Source organism: Paraburkholderia sp. IMGN_8 (genome assembly GCF_038050405.1).
In the GTDB taxonomy this organism is placed as follows: Bacteria; Pseudomonadota; Gammaproteobacteria; order Burkholderiales; family Burkholderiaceae; genus Paraburkholderia.
Map to the genome: position 1 here is coordinate 4,295,911 of NZ_CP150900.1, position 14,697 is coordinate 4,310,607.

Here is a 14,697-nt window from a genome sequence, read left to right on the forward strand (position 1 = left end):
TCGTTGTTCGTTTTTGATGGCGTGGGCACTAATGATGCGCTTACCTCGAATGGTCTACCTTGCGACGCCCCGTCGCAGATATTCCTCGCTTTGAAATCTATGCTTTCTACCAGCATCGACATGGCCGCATGTCGCTCAAAATTGCCCACAACTGCCGAATGGACCTCTGGATTCAACCCTGCGCGCCGTGCGCTGACCTGTACGGTAAGCCGGCGGAAGAGCTTCCGCACCAGGACCTCACGCTTAACGGTACCGGCGCGGTCAAAGACGCGCGAGTAGAAGAGCACTACACCTGCGTTCGATGCCGCGCGGTGTTTGCGCGGATTCTTGCCGGGCCGCCGACGCGGCAGATTTGGATGCTGCTAAACGCTGGCCAGCACTAGCGCAACGCTTGCTCAATCTCGAAAGAGCACGAGTGTCTTCGCTTGGATTTCACCGAGTCGGAAGGATACTGCGTTGGGTTCAGCGTAGAAAAAACTGCGTGACGGCGCCCATGCTGTTCAACGATGAGACTGCAGTAGTCCATTTTGCGTTCCTCCCATGCGAACGCTGGGACTTATTAATAAGGGCAATTAAATTATGAGCTCAGGACGAGCTGTAGCTGGGATTGATATCGGCGGAGAGCGGAAGGGAAATCATCTAGTTATCCTGCGCGGCACCCAGATTGTGTGCAACCTCAGCCAGGAGGCGCCGGAGAATATGCTCGAAAAGTGCCTCCAATTTGACGTTGCAGCGGTAGGAATTGATGCACCCTGCCGGTGGCGGATTGGCCAATCCGGAAGACAAGCTGAGAAGGCGCTTGCACAGCAGCGAATCTTTTCGTTTGCCACCCCGACTCGTGAACTGGCCATGGCGAGTAAAAGCGGATTCTACGGATGGATGTTCAACGGCGAGCGGGTATATGACACATTCAGCCCACGCCTGTTCAGCGCAGGTCGCGCGCGCTCACTTTGATTCGACAATTGGTTGGTTTTGGCGGCTGGTCCGCCAAAACCAACTTTCAAAGCTAAGGTGGTGACAAGTCTGTTAGCCTCGAAACGCGTGGTCGAAAAGTGCTCATTTCTCCCCCAACGGCGGGGGCGCTTTCCACTTTTGAATCACAGTCGGAAGCAGTAGCGCGGCAATATCATTTTCCGAACACTCTGTCGCCAAGAACGATTTTATGCATATTCGAGGGGTAAACCCACTGAAGCGCTTGGCATTCGACAAGCTTCATGAACGCAGGCGGTCCGCTGCAGATTACATGTGAGCTCGCGTGGGTGGGGCTCAAGGCGTGAGCCGTAGCGTTCGCAATCTGCTCCTCGCTTAGACCGATTCGGTGGTTAACCTGAGCATGGTCGCGAAGTTCGTCCAAATCCGTTCGAAAGACAGCTCGCTCGGGTGTTCGAGCGAAATTGTGAATTTCCAGGCAGCATCCCGCCACTGATGCGATATGCCTTGCGACACCTGCGATAGCTTTGACTCCAACGCCAGCTGAGAACAGGATATAGCGCGCGCTTCGGTCTATGACAACAGCAGTGTCTCGCGGAACTCCCATATGAATTTCGTCCCCTCTATTCCAAGAAAAACCCGAACTTACTTGCTTTGTTTCTCTATCGGCCTCTTGCCGGACTCCCAGGACAAACGCGTCACAGCGCGATGGAATGCGCCACAGAGGGTGCGACCGCACGGTTCGGCTACCATTGTCTCGAACGAGGTCTACTATTGCTCCGTCTTCGAACGGTGGTAGTTCCATCTGATGCTTCGTCTCCAATTCGACGGCGTGATATCCCTGAGCGAGCGGCCACTTCCGCGTCACAATTGCTGCAATCATCTTCTCGTCCATGTTTTCTCCACTATAGGCCTGCAAAAAGGAGGGGAAGGTGCTCGGTGTGACAACGCAGAATTGCGGCCGACCCGAAGCTTTATGTTCGATAGCCGGATTCAGGGTAGGACGCGTCTATGTTGACCGCAAGATGCGATAGTTGAATGCCGTTTATATGACATCCTTGATAATCATTCGTGTGGCTGCTACTGCTTGCAGTCTCCGGCGCCCTTCTCGCACAAGGGGCAGCCGCCGCCGGCGGGGGAACGCATCGCGTCGATGTTTGACTGCAAGTGAAGTTCATCGGCGAAGCGTCGACGCTACGCGGCTACCCTCGGTGGTCCGCTTCAGTGTGGGATTTGATTGCGCGGAGCATCGCGGCGGCGCTCAATGACGGCGATGAACAAGTGCCAGCAAGGCCGACGCTTCCCGAAGTCCCCATGCACGAAAGGGATGGTCTGCGATATGTGCGCCTGCGCGAAATACCTGAACCGACTAGAACGTTTTTCCGTAAGAACTTAGCTTACTCAACGCGCCCTGTCATCGAAGACGACCCCGAGCCCATGGACTGTGCATACGCCTGGGACTGGCAGGATTTTTTGGTGGGAGCACGATAGTGCCGCAAGCGATACCCGGCGTACCTGCACAGTTCCTACTCCACGGAGCGCGAGCATCTTCGTTTTCATCTCGACCTCAGTGTTCTGTACCCCCTGTACATTTACATTTTGCCCAACGCGTGGCCGTAGTCCGATGTATGGAGTGTAACCGTGACAATTCGGTATGAACGCACGCAAGCAGTGCTTCGCACGCGCGACATGCTCAAAGCGCTAGCTTCCGGGGAGCAAATCGATACAGACTTGCTGCAGCGGTGCGCCGCGTCGTTGCTAAAGCACTTTCCAGGGGCTGCCGACATTGACTTGTCGGCTGCTGCCCTGCCTGCAGTATGGGCGCGAGTGAGTGCAAAATGGCATGAGGGGTGACCCTGAACGACTACCCACGCTTCGCCTCGACCATATGGGACCTGGTAGCACGTGCTGTTGCGGTCGCGCTGACTGGGAAGGAGGAACTACTTCCACGCCCACAACAACTTGATGTTCCTATTCACGCCGCCGGTAACACCACGTATGTCCGGCTTCGGGAGATACCGGAGCCTGCGCGAAGCCTGTTCAAAAACCGTATTGCCTTTTCGACCCGCCCGTTAATTGAAGAGGACCCGCAGCCAATGGATTGTGCTTATTCGTGGGACTGGCGCGATTTTTTGGCTGGAGGCAGATAGTGCCATCGATGATGTCCAAGTCTCGTTGGGCTTGCGGCATAGTCGCCATTAGGCGAGGCCATGCTCATGAAAGCACGGCGTGTGTCCAGGCAGCGAGAAAATCACGCAGAAGTGACTATCGTGACCATTGAAGAAGCAGCGAAATTTCTCTTCGTCAGCCAGGCGCACATTCGCCATCTTCTTGAGCGTGGAGAATTGGTCGAGGTCACACGAGAGTATTCGGGCGGTCACGTCGATATCGATATGACTTCGATTCAAGCGTATCGGGAAAAGCGCAGGGCAGCTCAGCGAGCCTATATGGATTCGCAGACCGAAGACAACGACCCGGTTGGGCTTTAGTACCCTCCATGAGCCCGCGATGGTCGTTCTGATAGAAACCGCAACCATAGCTGACTACTCGCGTTTCAGCACAAGCGTGTGGGACCTCGTAGCTCAAGGGGTCGCCACGGCGTTGAGGACATCAGCGTGAGGGGATTGTTGCGCAATGCAGAGCATCACGTCGTTTCTGAACGGCTGAAATCAGTAGGCCGTGCTGTCAAATTCGACCTCGATGACCTGTAGCTGCGCGAACTGACGATGATATTTCGCTGCACAGCTAGTCACCTTCGCAAAACGAAGCAGTTGTGGAATGCGTGGCGGGTAGGCTTGCGGGAAGCGCTTGCGCCGTGACCGCAGGCATCCCGCTCCGGATGTCGGTCCGCGACAGCGCGTAACCCGCGGCGAGTTCTAACCTTATATCGACAGGTCCGCTCACACCTGCGACGGGGATGGATAGTCGTTCACCGTCAGGCACTTGGGCTACGTGTGCTCATGTTATCCACAATCTTGCCAACAAAATGTGGGGATAAGCTCGGGAGTCGCGATGCACGCGAGCGTCGTCAACGGCTACGGCGAGACGGTGCTCAGACCTAAAGCCGGCGACTGTTGCGTTTACAACTTGGGTCTTCGACTCCGTGATGCTTCTACCGCGCCTCTTTCAACTTCCTATTGCCACCGCTGCCTGCTGATTGAACTGCAACTGCTCGGGCTTCTGTCACGGCACGGTTCAACCCAGCGCGGCCGGAAACCGCACCGATGGGCCTCAACACCACTTGGCTCCATGAAAACAGGTTTAGCGATGAGGTACGCAATGTGATTCGGCGAGTCGAGGCCGATTTGCGCTGCAGTTCAACGAATTGCGTTCCGGTGGTCGCTCGCTCGAGGCGCAGACGTGCACCCCTACCCAACTTCAGCTGCCGTGTCCGTATCAATCGACGAGAAGCCAAGTGTCCCATTTCCGGCCGTCTCCGAGAGCAAGTTCGATGTTTTGTCATGGAAACGCTGCTTGACCCGCTGGGGCGAACGAAGGCAGTATCAGAGACGCGGCGCATTGCCATACCGGCGAACTGGCAGTGGACATGTGCCTGCCGGAACCCAACTCCATCGGTGAGGAGACGTCCATGATAGAGGTGACGAATACGTACGACCTGCAGCCAGGCGTGAATCTGGAGTCTTACGCCGAATGGGCCAGGAAGGCGGCGGAAACGATTGTGCAGCAGCCAGGCCTGGTCGAACTTCGCGCGAACCGGAATATGCTCGGCGCCCCGCAGATTCGAACGACCACCTGCTGGAGGTCTACAATCGACTGGGCGACGTTCGCAGACGGGCCATGGCGCGCGCTGGAGCAGGAATTACGGACCTTCGCGACCAATTTCAAGGTTGAGATGTGGGGACCGTCGCCGCTCCTGCCGACGCCACTCCGTCCGGACCCAACCGGCGGTGCTGGTGCATGAGCAGACCCACGCGCGTCGTCAGCATCGAAACCGGTCGCGGCAGTCCGTCCGAAAGAGGCTGGAATTGGACATTTCCCGAAGTAGGCGGGCGTGTTCGGGTTTGCGCCAGCATGCTGGCTGTTGGCAAGCCCGCGAGCGCCGTCGTCAAGGCATCCAGCGTCATAATCGCGGTCGAGTAGTATCGTTGCCCGGGCTCGTCTGCGCCGCGCGACCGCCCTTTTAAGTCGTTACTCTGCAGGGTCGAAGAAGCTGGCGATACCGGCGTAGGTCGCTGCGTCCATTTCCGCGCATCCCAATTTTTTGAGTGCGTTGAAGTGACGGTCATTTAACCACCAGTCCGAGCCGGCGTCGCGCAGAATGAGCCGGAAGGACCGCACATCCTCTATGCTTGCAAACAGTTGGGTGTGATGAAGCGGTCCCCATCCAGTATGCCCGCTTCGGCCGCTGCAGTGAGGCTGTCCATCGCCCACGCCAAACCGGGATTGCCGGGCATTGTAAGCAAGGCCGACAGCCGGATTGGCGTCAGTGTCTTGTCGCGATGATGCCAGCCTCCGAACTCGATACATGCGCCGGCCACTTTTTGTCCCTCTTCGGTCTCGAACATCAGTTGGGACGGTTGCGGTAGGTACGCGTTAATCACTGCCATCTGCTTCCTCGATTTTGATTGGTTGATTTCGGCGAGTCGAGCGACTCGCTGATGGCAATTACGACATAACTGACACGGTTCTTGAACTGCCGCGGAGATGGTGTACGAAGCCGATGGCGCCAATGTGGAGCCGACGCCTTCCTTATTCTTCGGTCGACATGCTCATCAAAATTTTTCTACCCAAGGGCGCAGTTCGACTTCCCACGTCCAGGCGCTGCGGTGCTGACGATGAATATGGAGATACTCCTGTGCTATCGCATCAGGGTCCAACCATTTGTCGTCAGTGCTGCCGTCATCCGGTTGCGCCCGACTACTGGCGATGCCGCCGTCGATGACAAAATGCGCCACATGAATATTTTTCGGGGCGAGCTCTCGCGCCATGCATTGGGCCATTCCTCGCAAGGCGAATTTGCCCATCGCAAATGGCGTCGAACCGGGTAGACCTTTCACGCTCGCCGTAGCGCCGGTCAGGAGGATGGTGCCGTTGCCGCGCGCCAGCATTCGAACGGCTGCGGCCTGGGCTACGAGAAAGCCACCGACGGCGGTCACTTTAAGCGCATCCTCAAGTTTCTCTGCGTCGATGTCTTCGACCGCCGCGCGATAGCGGCCACTCGCGTTGTAGACAACGAGGTCAGGAACGCCGAACGAGTCCTCTACGCGGTCAAAGAGTGCCTTGACATCGTCCGGCCGACTGGCGTCGCAATTCAAGGCGAGAGCGCCCGTCTCGTCGACGAGGTCCGTCAGCTTGCTGGTATCGCGGGCTGCGAGCGCGACGTGCATACCCTCTGCCGCAAACAGCCGCGCGAGCGAAGCACTCAATCCCTTTCCCGCACCCACAATCAAAGCAGTCTCAGTTCGACCCATGATGCCTCCGGATTCAGCAGGGACTGGCGCAGCGGCGCATGCTGTGCGTTTGTCCCTGTTCGGGCTGTGTACCTCGCTGATTGTAGACGGTCGACCGGCATTCTTCAGCGCTCACCGCGATAGCAACCGCTCTTCGAAAGGATACCGACTCAAGAGCTCGCTACCTGATTCCGTGATAAGAAGTTGCTCCTCCAGCTTTATGCATTCACTCCCGTCATTCCGTGCCACCAAAGCCTCGACGCAGAATATCATCCCGGGCTCGACGGAACTGTAGCGGTCATACACGAGACCAGCTGAGCTGGGACGCTTGAAAGGAGTGCTGTGCTCCTGACCACTGTCTGGCATCGACGTCGTGGTAGCTCGCACGGAATGGACGGCGCATGTCTCCGGCGTTCTCGCCTGTTTTGTGGCTGACAGTTCAATGCATGGTTGCGACACGCTTCACATAAGCGTCAACTTGCATGTCAATTAACGGTGTCACAGTCACTGCGGCGGCTACGTCACCCGACGCGGGCAGTAACCCAACAAATGCTGCGATGCCAGTCCCGCAGACCACCGCAACAGAGATAGCAGCGACGGCGACAAGTGAAGACCCACGCGTTGGCATGGAATTAACGAACCCCTGCACGAAGCTCATGATGGCAACCTCCGGTTGGCGCAGCCATAGTTGCAACGACCATGCCGACGGAGATAGTAGTTTCTGGGCTGCCATTCGAACCGGGCTGCCAGCCTTGTTGACGCCCGGCGTGAGCGGGCGGAAGGACGACTCGATGTTGGGTTCTGACAAACGTTTCGGCTTTATATGTTGCCTCCAAAGCCGACACTTACAACCCGCGCGTTGGGAAATGCCGCTGGCAGGTAAAATCGAGACAGTTCGCACGCGTGCGAGCCAAATAGGGTCGGCGTCGCTTGCCGTAACTTCTATGGTCAGACCTGGCAAACCACTGGACGGCGACATCGTCTTGAAAATAAAGAGCCGCATCACTTCAGTCCCAACCCGGACGCAGTCCTGCTTTCCAGCATTCTTTCTTGTTTGACACCCCGCGGAGACCTATCTTTAAGTTGCTTCTCATTCAGGAGACGGCCATGGACTGCGGGGTGGTCAGTGTGCATTTCGACAGCCGGCACCTGTTTCTCGACCTGGCTGACGGTCGGGCTGTCCAGTTTCCACTGGACCGGTTCCCTGTCCTGCGGGCAGCTACAACAGCGGAGCGCGGGCATTTTGCAATCTCTTTGGACCGCCAGCAGTTGTACTGGCCGGAACTGGACGAAGAGATGAACATCACCGCTTTGTTTCAGTCCTCGCGAGACAGCACGCAACACTAGCGGCCTTACCTGCAGAGTATCCGACGCTATCCGTCGAACGCGACGCCGCGATTTCTCCGGTGTCGGCTTGTCAGCTTGTTTCTTCCGGCCAAGCGATGTCCGCATCCAGCTTCTGCTCCCTCAACGCTTAATATTGGGCGAGAGCGACGACCGCCATTCAGGTTTTGTTGAAAATACTGCCGTCTCGCCAGTACGATATAAGCCGATACGTCGAAACAATCTGTCGAGCATCTATCGTGGAAGCCCTTGAACTTGAACCCAGTGTTTCCACAGACGGTGTCGTTTTTGCGCTATCACTCTGTGGTCGCGACGTCGCGTGCATCGTCACGCGCGAGACACTCGAGCAGCATTTCTGGGTGCAACCTGACGCAACTGATGCGCGCGTTCTCAAGGCATTCTCCGAAGGCCGCAGGCGCATCGTGGCTTTGGCGGAACGAAAGGCCCGCGCACGACCAGGCGAGCGTATCGTGCTGACCGTCGATGACTTCGACCCGAGGAAATAGCGCGCCCGGGTAGCCGGAGTGTGCGCAAGCGGAAGGAAGTCGGGCAACGGTGAGGTCCAATCAACCGTGACTTTGCGGCACTAGCCGCGTGCGAGACCAGGACATGGCGGCAGAAATCAAGGCGTCGCCGGAGGCCGTAGCACTTGAGCGCATCGCTGGCGCCGCACGGGAAGTGCAGGCAGCGTCGGCTGCGCTGGAAAAGCATTTTGATGGCAATGGAGCCGCGCAACCGTCGACGCTTGAACTCGCGCGGTTTGCCGCCGCCATGCAGGAACTGCGCGATGCGCGTGAGGAATTCGACCGACTGCTTTCGCATAAGCGGCAGCAATGATTCATCCCGTCCGCGTCGTCCCGGTTGGTGTTCGACGACCTGTCTGAGGCGACTATTCCCTGCCAGCTTGTGGCAAGCCGGTGTGGAGCCTCGCTGCGAGTCACTCGCCAATCCAAATCACCGCCGATGCCGCAGTCAGGCTCATGCCGCGTTCGTTGACGAAGCAGCCGGCGTCGCCGAATAACCCGAGTTCACTTCTCGAAAACTGGGACGCATAGTAACGCAGGCTCGCGTCCGCCGACCTTCGTGCCGGTTCCGGCGCCTCCAGTGTTCACTTCGGGTGGCGCCTGGCCTCCGATTCGAATCGTTCGTGCATGCGGACAAGTAGTCTGACGTAGTCGGCCCCACGAGCAGTGCCGATGAGGCGTACCGCCGCACGGTCGACCTCGTCCCAAAGGACCTCGAACGTGCTCCCGCACACTCCTCTCCGGAAGTCGTGCCGAGAGAAGCCTGACGAAGTCGCCCTCAATCTGCTCGATGGTCCGGTGGCGCTTGAAGGAAGTTCCAACAAACACATACGATGTCGCTAATACACGGGGCTACGGCGAGCGCGCCGGTTTGAGCGTCGCGGTAACAAACTCCGCAACCGCCTTTCGGGCTTCCGTTGCCGCCCTCTCGTCATAAGCGATGGTTACTCCGCGTTCGACGCATGGGTCGCTGTATGAGTAAGGCTGCTTTGTTTTGGCGTTGAAAAGTTGTCCGCCGTCCCCTTCTTCCCACTCGCAGTTCCGTACCGTCTGCGCCTGCGGAAGCGACACCGGTGGTTTATTTGCTCGCCCGTCGAAGACGTGGCTCGCTCCGGGATATTCTGTAATCTGAATGTCTTTGCCCTTGGCTCTCAACCTCTCGACGTAGGCACGGCACGGCGCAATGGGGTCATAGTTGTCAGCGCTTCCATGAAATATGCGCACGGGCGCAGCCAGGTCTTCGTCGTCGCGATACGTGTAGCTGCAGTCTGGATAGAAAGCAATATGAGCGGCGAAGTGGGCCCCGGACGCGGAAAGATGCATTCGTTGAAACCTCGTCAGGCTCGAATAGAGTGCATTTTGACCACCCCTGGAGAATCCCATTAGCATCACCCGCGCCGGGTCGATTCTGGGATGCTTTGCTAACACTGCAAGCGCACGGTACGCATCCTCCGTCTGCGCTAGCCGACCAAGCTGGGTCTGGTCATTGTTTGTGTTGACGATGCCCCGGCTTGTGAAGCTGTCAATGACAAAGGTGGCGACGCCCATCGTGAGAAATTCCTGCTCCCAGTCCACCACATACCCGGATATGCCGCCCGAGCCGTGAAGCAGGATGACGAGCGGGAGTCGCTCGGTACCGGCGCGCGGCAGACGGAGTTCGCCGGCCACTGTCACAGGTTTGCCATCCTCGCGGCCGGCGAGAAATTCCTGGTCTGTCAGCGTTACTGACTCGAAATGGATGACCTCCATCCGCGCGACCTGCGCGTAGGCAACACGCGAGAGGCCGGCGACGAGGATGAAGAACAAGACGGGAGCGACGTGACGGAAATATGTGCAATATCTTTCACGTGTAAGCATGGCGATGTCCTTTTCATCACGTGTTATTTGGCGACATGATTGAAGTAGATTAGTCCATCCTCTGGCAATTTCCATTCGGCGCTTCCTCAAAAGTGAATCCGGACGCGCATTAGTCCCTTACCTGAACAAACCAACCAATGCTTGAAGTGCTGGGTGAACGGCCGAATGGTTCGAAAACTGCTAGAACCGGCGGTTTTCCCATCCTTGGACTATGCGTTGTTCAAGGGACTCGATGCACATCCACTACGGTTCTTCCCCGCACGCGACCAGCGAGGATATGCTCAGCGCTCGCAAAGACGTCGCCCAGGCCGATGACTGTCGTTATCGCTCCAAGCTTGCGGGCGTCGAAATCGCTGGCGAGTGCATCCCAGGCGGCCTTACGCCGCTCCATCGGACACATCACAGAATCGATGCCGACGAGCTTCACGCCCCGCAAAATGAAAGGCGCCACGCTGGCCGGGAAATCCATACCCTGAGCCAGACCGCAGGCGGTCACGACACCGCCGTATCGCGTTTGAGCACAGGCATTTGCCAGTGTATGTGAGCCAACCGAGTCGACAACTGCCGCCCACCGCTCCTTTTGCAGCGGCTTGCCGGGTGTGGCGAGACCCGCCCGGTCCAGAACCTCCGCTGCACCTAGCGAGAGAAGGTAGTCCGCCTCGTGCAGCTTTCCTGTTGCCGCCACGACCCGATAGCCCCACGCGCTCAAGATGGCGACGGCGACGCTGCCCACACCCCCGCTGGCGCCGGTGACGAGGACATCGCCACTCGCCGGCTTGACGCCTTCGTCGCGGACAGCCAGGCAGCAGAGCATGGCCGTAAAGCCGGCCGTTCCGAGTGACATTGCATCGGAAGTGCTGAAAGCGTTCGGTAGCTCGATGAGCCAGTCGGCTTTGAGCCGAGCACGTTGGGCGAGACAACCCCAGTGCGTTTCACCAAGGCCCCAGCCCGTGACTACGACGCGGTCGCCCGCTTTCCATCTGGGGTCGGCCGATGACTCGACCATCCCGGCGCCGTCAACGCCGGCCACCATCGGCCACACGCGCACGACCGGACTGCTATTGGTAATGGCAAGCCCGTCTTTGTAATTGATGCCAGAGTGTTTAACGCGCACCACAACCTCGCCCTCGGATAGCGGGTTGCTCTCAAGGACGTCGTCCCTGAGATGCTTCAGTTCTGCGGAGAAATGGTCACCATCTTTGTTCAGGTAGACGGCAGTAAAGGACATGTCGGCCTCCAGATAGAAGCAGCTACGGATGCGCCTGACTGGGCACCCGGGAGCACGATGCTTGCAGGGTAGGTACTTCGGTTTTTGTTCTGAAAGTTGTGAAGTCTTCAATCAATTGCTTGACGCGTCGCGAAGCGGTTCGGCCTCATCGTCAATGATAGTCCGACACGCTCGCCCGTCATTGCTTCGCTCGCGGAAACGACGTCGGGCGAGTGTGGCAATGATGAAGCCGCCCGTGGCACGGTGCGACCAATTCATCTATAAGGAAACACAGATGCCCACGCTCGAACAAATCCAGAACCGCTTGAAGAAAATTCAGGCTCGAGCCGAAGTGCTCATTGCGAAGCGTGCACAATCCGTCCTTAACGGCATTCGAGCGCTCATGGAAAAACACGGCCTGACGATGGCAGACATCGGAGCCCACGCCGGCACAGCGAAGGGCGGTGCAAAGCGTGGACCGAAACCCGGTGTGAAGCGTTCCGGCAAGGCGGCAGTTGCTGCACCATCCGAACGTTGCCCGCCATCGTGTGCGCTCCTGTAAGCGATTACGACGCGACCCCGGGGCCGCTCCGGGTTTGCCACTTCGCGTTATCCTGTTAATCACTGCCTCAGCGGCCTATAACAGAACTGCAGCATGGTTCTTATTGGCTAGCGGATTTACAACGTCCAGTCACCAGCGTACTTATTGCGCACCGTTCTGCTCCGCCCGGTACCAGCCTCGCGTTATTGCCCACATTGTCATCTTATAAGTTCGGTATCCTGCACAGGGCGTGCCAGAAACCGGCTTTGGATTCGCTCGCCCAGACGGGACGCCGTGTACGGTTGGACTGTCCTGCGATATTTACCAGGGTAACTAATTGGACCCGCACGTACGGGTCGTCGGCGAGGCCGCGTCGACATTATCTGGAACGGCCGCTCGTGCCTGGTTCGAGAGACCGAACCACATTACATGGAGTACATAGATATGAAACCACTCAGATTCGCAGCAGTTAGTGTCGCCGCCCTCGCATTCGGGTACGTTCAGGCTCAGGATATGTCGCCTGCAACGCCGGCCACCAGTCCCGCTGTGTCCTCGACAGAGTCTGTTGGCGGTGTCCCGGCCACGACCAGCGAGTCAGGCATGTCAATGGGCAAAACCCGGGCCCAGGTCAATCAGGAATATCTGCGCGCGCGCCAGTCGGGTGAACTCGACAAGATAAACCAGCAGTATGGCGGGCAATAAAGACAGGGGGTGTACGATTCTAGGGTAGCCGACCGTTACAAGCTCGCCCGAACGCGTCAGGCGGCAAACGGTCGGCAATTGCCATCAAGTCCGGTGCCCGATACTACTTTTACGTGCGCAAGCTTGCAGGCTGGGTTCTGGGTTCATTCCTGGTCGCGGCAATCACGGGACGCACGAAATGACGGAACATCGCATGCGACCCGCAGCTAATTGCTTTCCAGTATGCGCAGCTTCTCATCGATGCCCGGCAGCGCATGCCCGCTGGCCCGGGCATCTCTAACGAGGGCCAAAGCGCCCGCCCTGCAATTAGCCAGGGCGTCATGCAAGCCCGGCTCGGCTGTCATAACGGCCACCGCTTTTGCGATTTCAACAGAGTCCTCGCTTAGCAGCGCGGGCACAACCTCATCGGCCGGCAGCAGCGTGCCTTCGCTCAGGAGATGGCGCATCCAGACCGTTCCATACAGCGCCTCGCGCTGTCTATGCTGGTTAGTTTCGGCCCGATTTAGCACCTCGAGCTGCTCGGGGCTGTTGCCCAGGGCGACGCGCCAAATGTCGAGAACGTGCTTACGCAGCTCCGCAAGAGCTTCTCCTAGGCTTGCGCTCTCACCGCCCTGCACGAGCCGCCGGGTCTCCAAGGTATCTAGGCGCACCCGAATTCCATTCAGAAAAGGGTGCCAGTCCATTGGCAGCTCAGTCTGTCCCAAAAACACCTCCGCGAGTTCTGCCACATCGTCCCGTATCGCCTTGAGCGCCCGAGCGTCCTTCACACGAGCTTCGTAGACGTCGTCCGCGTCAACCACCCGGCGTCGCTCAGAAAAGAGCGGATTGTCGTGGCGGCGCTGCAAGTGCCGCTCGAACGCCCCCGGATGAGCGCTCCACTTCCATTTCGGGAACGTGCGCGGGTCAAACGCGACGAGCGCCTGTTGCATTGGTGTAAAGATGGCGATAGCTTGCTGAGCCGCATGACTCAGGCACTCTGCCAGCGTGATGTCGTCACCGTTCATGTCGTCACCGACTATTCCGAAATAGGGCGAGTCGGAAGTCTGCAGGAGGAACCCAGTCGCCATGAAGAATTCCAACGGCAACTCGGTCGTCTCCCCATCGCGGGACAGGCTCCGTTCCTCGCGCGGAGTGTCCTGGTAGGCTTGGTTCACCCTGTCCTGGAGACTGAGCAGACTCTCAATCATCGTCCCCATCGAGGGGTCCGCCTCGTCGGCAAAAAGACAAAACGCGTCACGCGCCATCCGACTCGCAATTGCGTCGTACTTAGCCGAAAACATCCAGAACCAAATCGCCAATTGATAGCCTCTGGCGGAAATCTCAGCCGTCACTTCGATGTCCGGCGAGAAGGTGACCTCAGGAGTGCGCCATTGCGAGAAGGGGGGAACGTTGTGACTCAGGAACATGCCCAGCAGAAAGCGCACAGAGCCGTAAGCGTCGGTAGGCCACTTGATGGCAGAGGTTTGCGACGTCTTCCAGAATTTCCAGCTCATGTGGGACCCCGGTAGGTGCGGTTGAATGGCACGCGAAATACTACTCCAAACCATGATGCACAGTCGGCGGGTCTGCCCACACTCTTCGAACGTTCAGCGCCAGGGGACAGTGCCAGCCGTCCAATCGAAATAAACTAGGCTGATACAAGTTAAGCAGAACTACGAAACCATCTGGTCGACCATATGAAACCAACACCAAAAACTCTTTCAAAGCGCACTACCTCAAATCCGTCCCAGTCGGTGACCTGACTCGCACGGCATCCTTGTCGTCAACGCGATTTATGAAAACGTAAGCCGCGCAAAGATGGAGGGGCGTGACCTTGCCGAAGGTGAGAGAGACGAAAACGTTGTTTTGGAATTCCGGCCGAATCCGGCGCATGAAATGTTGGTCGCGTGTCTGTGGTCGCGCTGGTCCGGTCCGGGCGAGCCGGACTTGCTGTCATTCGCCGCGATAACAGATGAGCCGCCCCCAGAGATTGCTGCAGCGGGGCATGACCGCTGCATTATTCCCATAAAACCAGAGAATGTAGACGCGTGGCTCAACCCGAATGCATCAGACCTTGCGAGCCTATACGCGATACTTGATGACAAAGACAGCCGTACTTCGAACATCGAATGGCGGCATGAGCTTCACAAGGTCGCGCTAGTTAGCGTTACGCAAGACGCGGATACCGATGCATGGAATCTT

At 57.9% G+C, this 14,697-nt stretch carries 16 protein-coding genes and 1 pseudogene; 11 read left to right on the forward strand and 6 right to left on the reverse strand.

Annotated elements, in window-relative coordinates; genetic code table 11:
• Positions 1-128 precede the first annotated feature (128 nt).
• From WN982_RS19490 to WN982_RS19510, 5 genes are all read left to right on the forward strand, one after another.
• A complete protein-coding gene (locus WN982_RS19490; protein WP_341313538.1) occupies positions 129-383 on the forward strand; it encodes a hypothetical protein in 255 nt (84 codons plus the stop codon).
• Between the two features lie 196 nt (positions 384-579).
• Entirely contained in the window at positions 580-954 is a 375-nt protein-coding gene (locus WN982_RS19495) for a DUF429 domain-containing protein (RefSeq protein ID WP_341313539.1), read from the forward strand.
• A gap of 1,665 nt (positions 955-2,619) precedes the next feature.
• Positions 2,620-2,784: a hypothetical protein gene (locus tag WN982_RS19500; RefSeq protein WP_341313540.1), complete on the forward strand. Its 165-nt coding sequence runs from the start codon at positions 2,620-2,622 to the stop codon at positions 2,782-2,784.
• Between the two features lie 356 nt (positions 2,785-3,140).
• A complete protein-coding gene (locus WN982_RS19505) occupies positions 3,141-3,419 on the forward strand; it encodes a hypothetical protein (RefSeq protein WP_341313541.1) in 279 nt (92 codons plus the stop codon).
• A 1,100-nt stretch (positions 3,420-4,519) separates the two neighbouring features.
• On the forward strand, positions 4,520-4,852 hold the full coding sequence (locus WN982_RS19510; protein WP_133300418.1) for a hypothetical protein: 333 nt from the start codon (positions 4,520-4,522) through the stop codon (positions 4,850-4,852).
• A gap of 382 nt (positions 4,853-5,234) precedes the next feature.
• Here the strand turns inward: WN982_RS19510 and WN982_RS19515 are convergent, their stop codons facing one another.
• The 3 genes from WN982_RS19515 to WN982_RS19525 form a co-directional block, all read right to left on the reverse strand.
• Positions 5,235-5,498 (reverse strand): hypothetical protein, encoded by a 264-nt coding sequence (locus WN982_RS19515; protein ID WP_341313542.1) that lies wholly within the window; start codon positions 5,496-5,498, stop codon positions 5,235-5,237.
• 165 nt (positions 5,499-5,663) lie between these two features.
• Positions 5,664-6,362, reverse strand: a complete 699-nt coding sequence (locus tag WN982_RS19520; protein WP_341313543.1) for an SDR family NAD(P)-dependent oxidoreductase — start codon at positions 6,360-6,362, stop codon at positions 5,664-5,666.
• Between the two features lie 418 nt (positions 6,363-6,780).
• Complete coding sequence (locus WN982_RS19525; RefSeq protein ID WP_341313544.1) at positions 6,781-7,344, reverse strand: hypothetical protein; 564 nt, start codon at positions 7,342-7,344, stop codon at positions 6,781-6,783.
• Between the two features lie 104 nt (positions 7,345-7,448).
• On the opposite strand from WN982_RS19525, the gene WN982_RS19530 reads away from it, so the two are divergent.
• From WN982_RS19530 to WN982_RS19540, 3 genes are all read left to right on the forward strand, one after another.
• Positions 7,449-7,688, forward strand: a complete 240-nt coding sequence (locus WN982_RS19530; protein WP_115101319.1) for a DUF2442 domain-containing protein — start codon at positions 7,449-7,451, stop codon at positions 7,686-7,688.
• Between the two features lie 236 nt (positions 7,689-7,924).
• Positions 7,925-8,191, forward strand: a complete 267-nt coding sequence (locus WN982_RS19535) for a DUF1488 family protein (protein WP_341313545.1) — start codon at positions 7,925-7,927, stop codon at positions 8,189-8,191.
• Between the two features lie 103 nt (positions 8,192-8,294).
• Positions 8,295-8,522, forward strand: a complete 228-nt coding sequence (locus WN982_RS19540) for a hypothetical protein (protein WP_341313546.1) — start codon at positions 8,295-8,297, stop codon at positions 8,520-8,522.
• A 539-nt stretch (positions 8,523-9,061) separates the two neighbouring features.
• Here the strand turns inward: WN982_RS19540 and WN982_RS19545 are convergent.
• Together WN982_RS19545 and WN982_RS19550 are read right to left on the reverse strand one after the other, a co-directional pair.
• Complete coding sequence (locus WN982_RS19545) at positions 9,062-10,141, reverse strand: dienelactone hydrolase family protein (RefSeq protein WP_341313547.1); 1,080 nt, start codon at positions 10,139-10,141, stop codon at positions 9,062-9,064.
• A gap of 145 nt (positions 10,142-10,286) precedes the next feature.
• Positions 10,287-11,294: an MDR family oxidoreductase gene (locus tag WN982_RS19550; RefSeq protein ID WP_341313548.1), complete on the reverse strand. Its 1,008-nt coding sequence runs from the start codon at positions 11,292-11,294 to the stop codon at positions 10,287-10,289.
• A 274-nt stretch (positions 11,295-11,568) separates the two neighbouring features.
• Between WN982_RS19550 and WN982_RS19555 the strand changes: the two genes are divergently transcribed.
• A complete protein-coding gene (locus WN982_RS19555; RefSeq protein ID WP_341313549.1) occupies positions 11,569-11,835 on the forward strand; it encodes an H-NS family nucleoid-associated regulatory protein in 267 nt (88 codons plus the stop codon).
• 423 nt (positions 11,836-12,258) lie between these two features.
• Positions 12,259-12,516, forward strand: a complete 258-nt coding sequence (locus WN982_RS19560; RefSeq protein ID WP_341313550.1) for a DUF4148 domain-containing protein — start codon at positions 12,259-12,261, stop codon at positions 12,514-12,516.
• 206 nt (positions 12,517-12,722) lie between these two features.
• On the opposite strand, the gene WN982_RS19565 is transcribed toward WN982_RS19560, so the two are convergent.
• The gene (locus WN982_RS19565; protein WP_341313551.1) at positions 12,723-14,009 is read right to left on the reverse strand and encodes a tryptophan leader peptide; all 1,287 of its coding nucleotides are present in this window, start codon (positions 14,007-14,009) and stop codon (positions 12,723-12,725) included.
• Positions 14,010-14,259: 250 nt separating this feature from the next.
• Here WN982_RS19565 and WN982_RS19570 point away from each other — a divergent pair.
• Positions 14,260-14,636 (forward strand): annotated as a pseudogene (locus tag WN982_RS19570) (SOS response-associated peptidase family protein); the annotation flags it as partial.
• Between the last annotated feature and the right edge of the window lie 61 nt (positions 14,637-14,697).

Excerpts from the sequence above, each read along its gene's own strand:
- WN982_RS19490 (WP_341313538.1), top strand. The coding sequence starts at position 129 with ATGTCGCTCAAAATTGCCCACAACTGCCGAATGGACCTCTGGATTCAA.
- WN982_RS19495 (WP_341313539.1), top strand. The coding sequence starts at position 580 with ATGAGCTCAGGACGAGCTGTAGCTGGGATTGATATCGGCGGAGAGCGG.
- WN982_RS19500 (WP_341313540.1), top strand. The coding sequence starts at position 2,620 with ATGCTCAAAGCGCTAGCTTCCGGGGAGCAAATCGATACAGACTTGCTG.
- WN982_RS19505 (WP_341313541.1), top strand. The coding sequence starts at position 3,141 with ATGCTCATGAAAGCACGGCGTGTGTCCAGGCAGCGAGAAAATCACGCA.
- WN982_RS19510 (WP_133300418.1), top strand. The coding sequence starts at position 4,520 with ATGATAGAGGTGACGAATACGTACGACCTGCAGCCAGGCGTGAATCTG.
- WN982_RS19515 (WP_341313542.1), bottom strand. The coding sequence starts at position 5,498 with ATGGCAGTGATTAACGCGTACCTACCGCAACCGTCCCAACTGATGTTC.
- WN982_RS19520 (WP_341313543.1), bottom strand. The coding sequence starts at position 6,362 with ATGGGTCGAACTGAGACTGCTTTGATTGTGGGTGCGGGAAAGGGATTG.
- WN982_RS19525 (WP_341313544.1), bottom strand. The coding sequence starts at position 7,344 with ATGCGGCTCTTTATTTTCAAGACGATGTCGCCGTCCAGTGGTTTGCCA.
- WN982_RS19530 (WP_115101319.1), top strand. The coding sequence starts at position 7,449 with ATGGACTGCGGGGTGGTCAGTGTGCATTTCGACAGCCGGCACCTGTTT.
- WN982_RS19540 (WP_341313546.1), top strand. The coding sequence starts at position 8,295 with ATGGCGGCAGAAATCAAGGCGTCGCCGGAGGCCGTAGCACTTGAGCGC.
- WN982_RS19545 (WP_341313547.1), bottom strand. The coding sequence starts at position 10,141 with ATGGAAATTGCCAGAGGATGGACTAATCTACTTCAATCATGTCGCCAA.
- WN982_RS19550 (WP_341313548.1), bottom strand. The coding sequence starts at position 11,294 with ATGTCCTTTACTGCCGTCTACCTGAACAAAGATGGTGACCATTTCTCC.
- WN982_RS19555 (WP_341313549.1), top strand. The coding sequence starts at position 11,569 with ATGCCCACGCTCGAACAAATCCAGAACCGCTTGAAGAAAATTCAGGCT.
- WN982_RS19560 (WP_341313550.1), top strand. The coding sequence starts at position 12,259 with ATGAAACCACTCAGATTCGCAGCAGTTAGTGTCGCCGCCCTCGCATTC.
- WN982_RS19565 (WP_341313551.1), bottom strand. The coding sequence starts at position 14,009 with ATGAGCTGGAAATTCTGGAAGACGTCGCAAACCTCTGCCATCAAGTGG.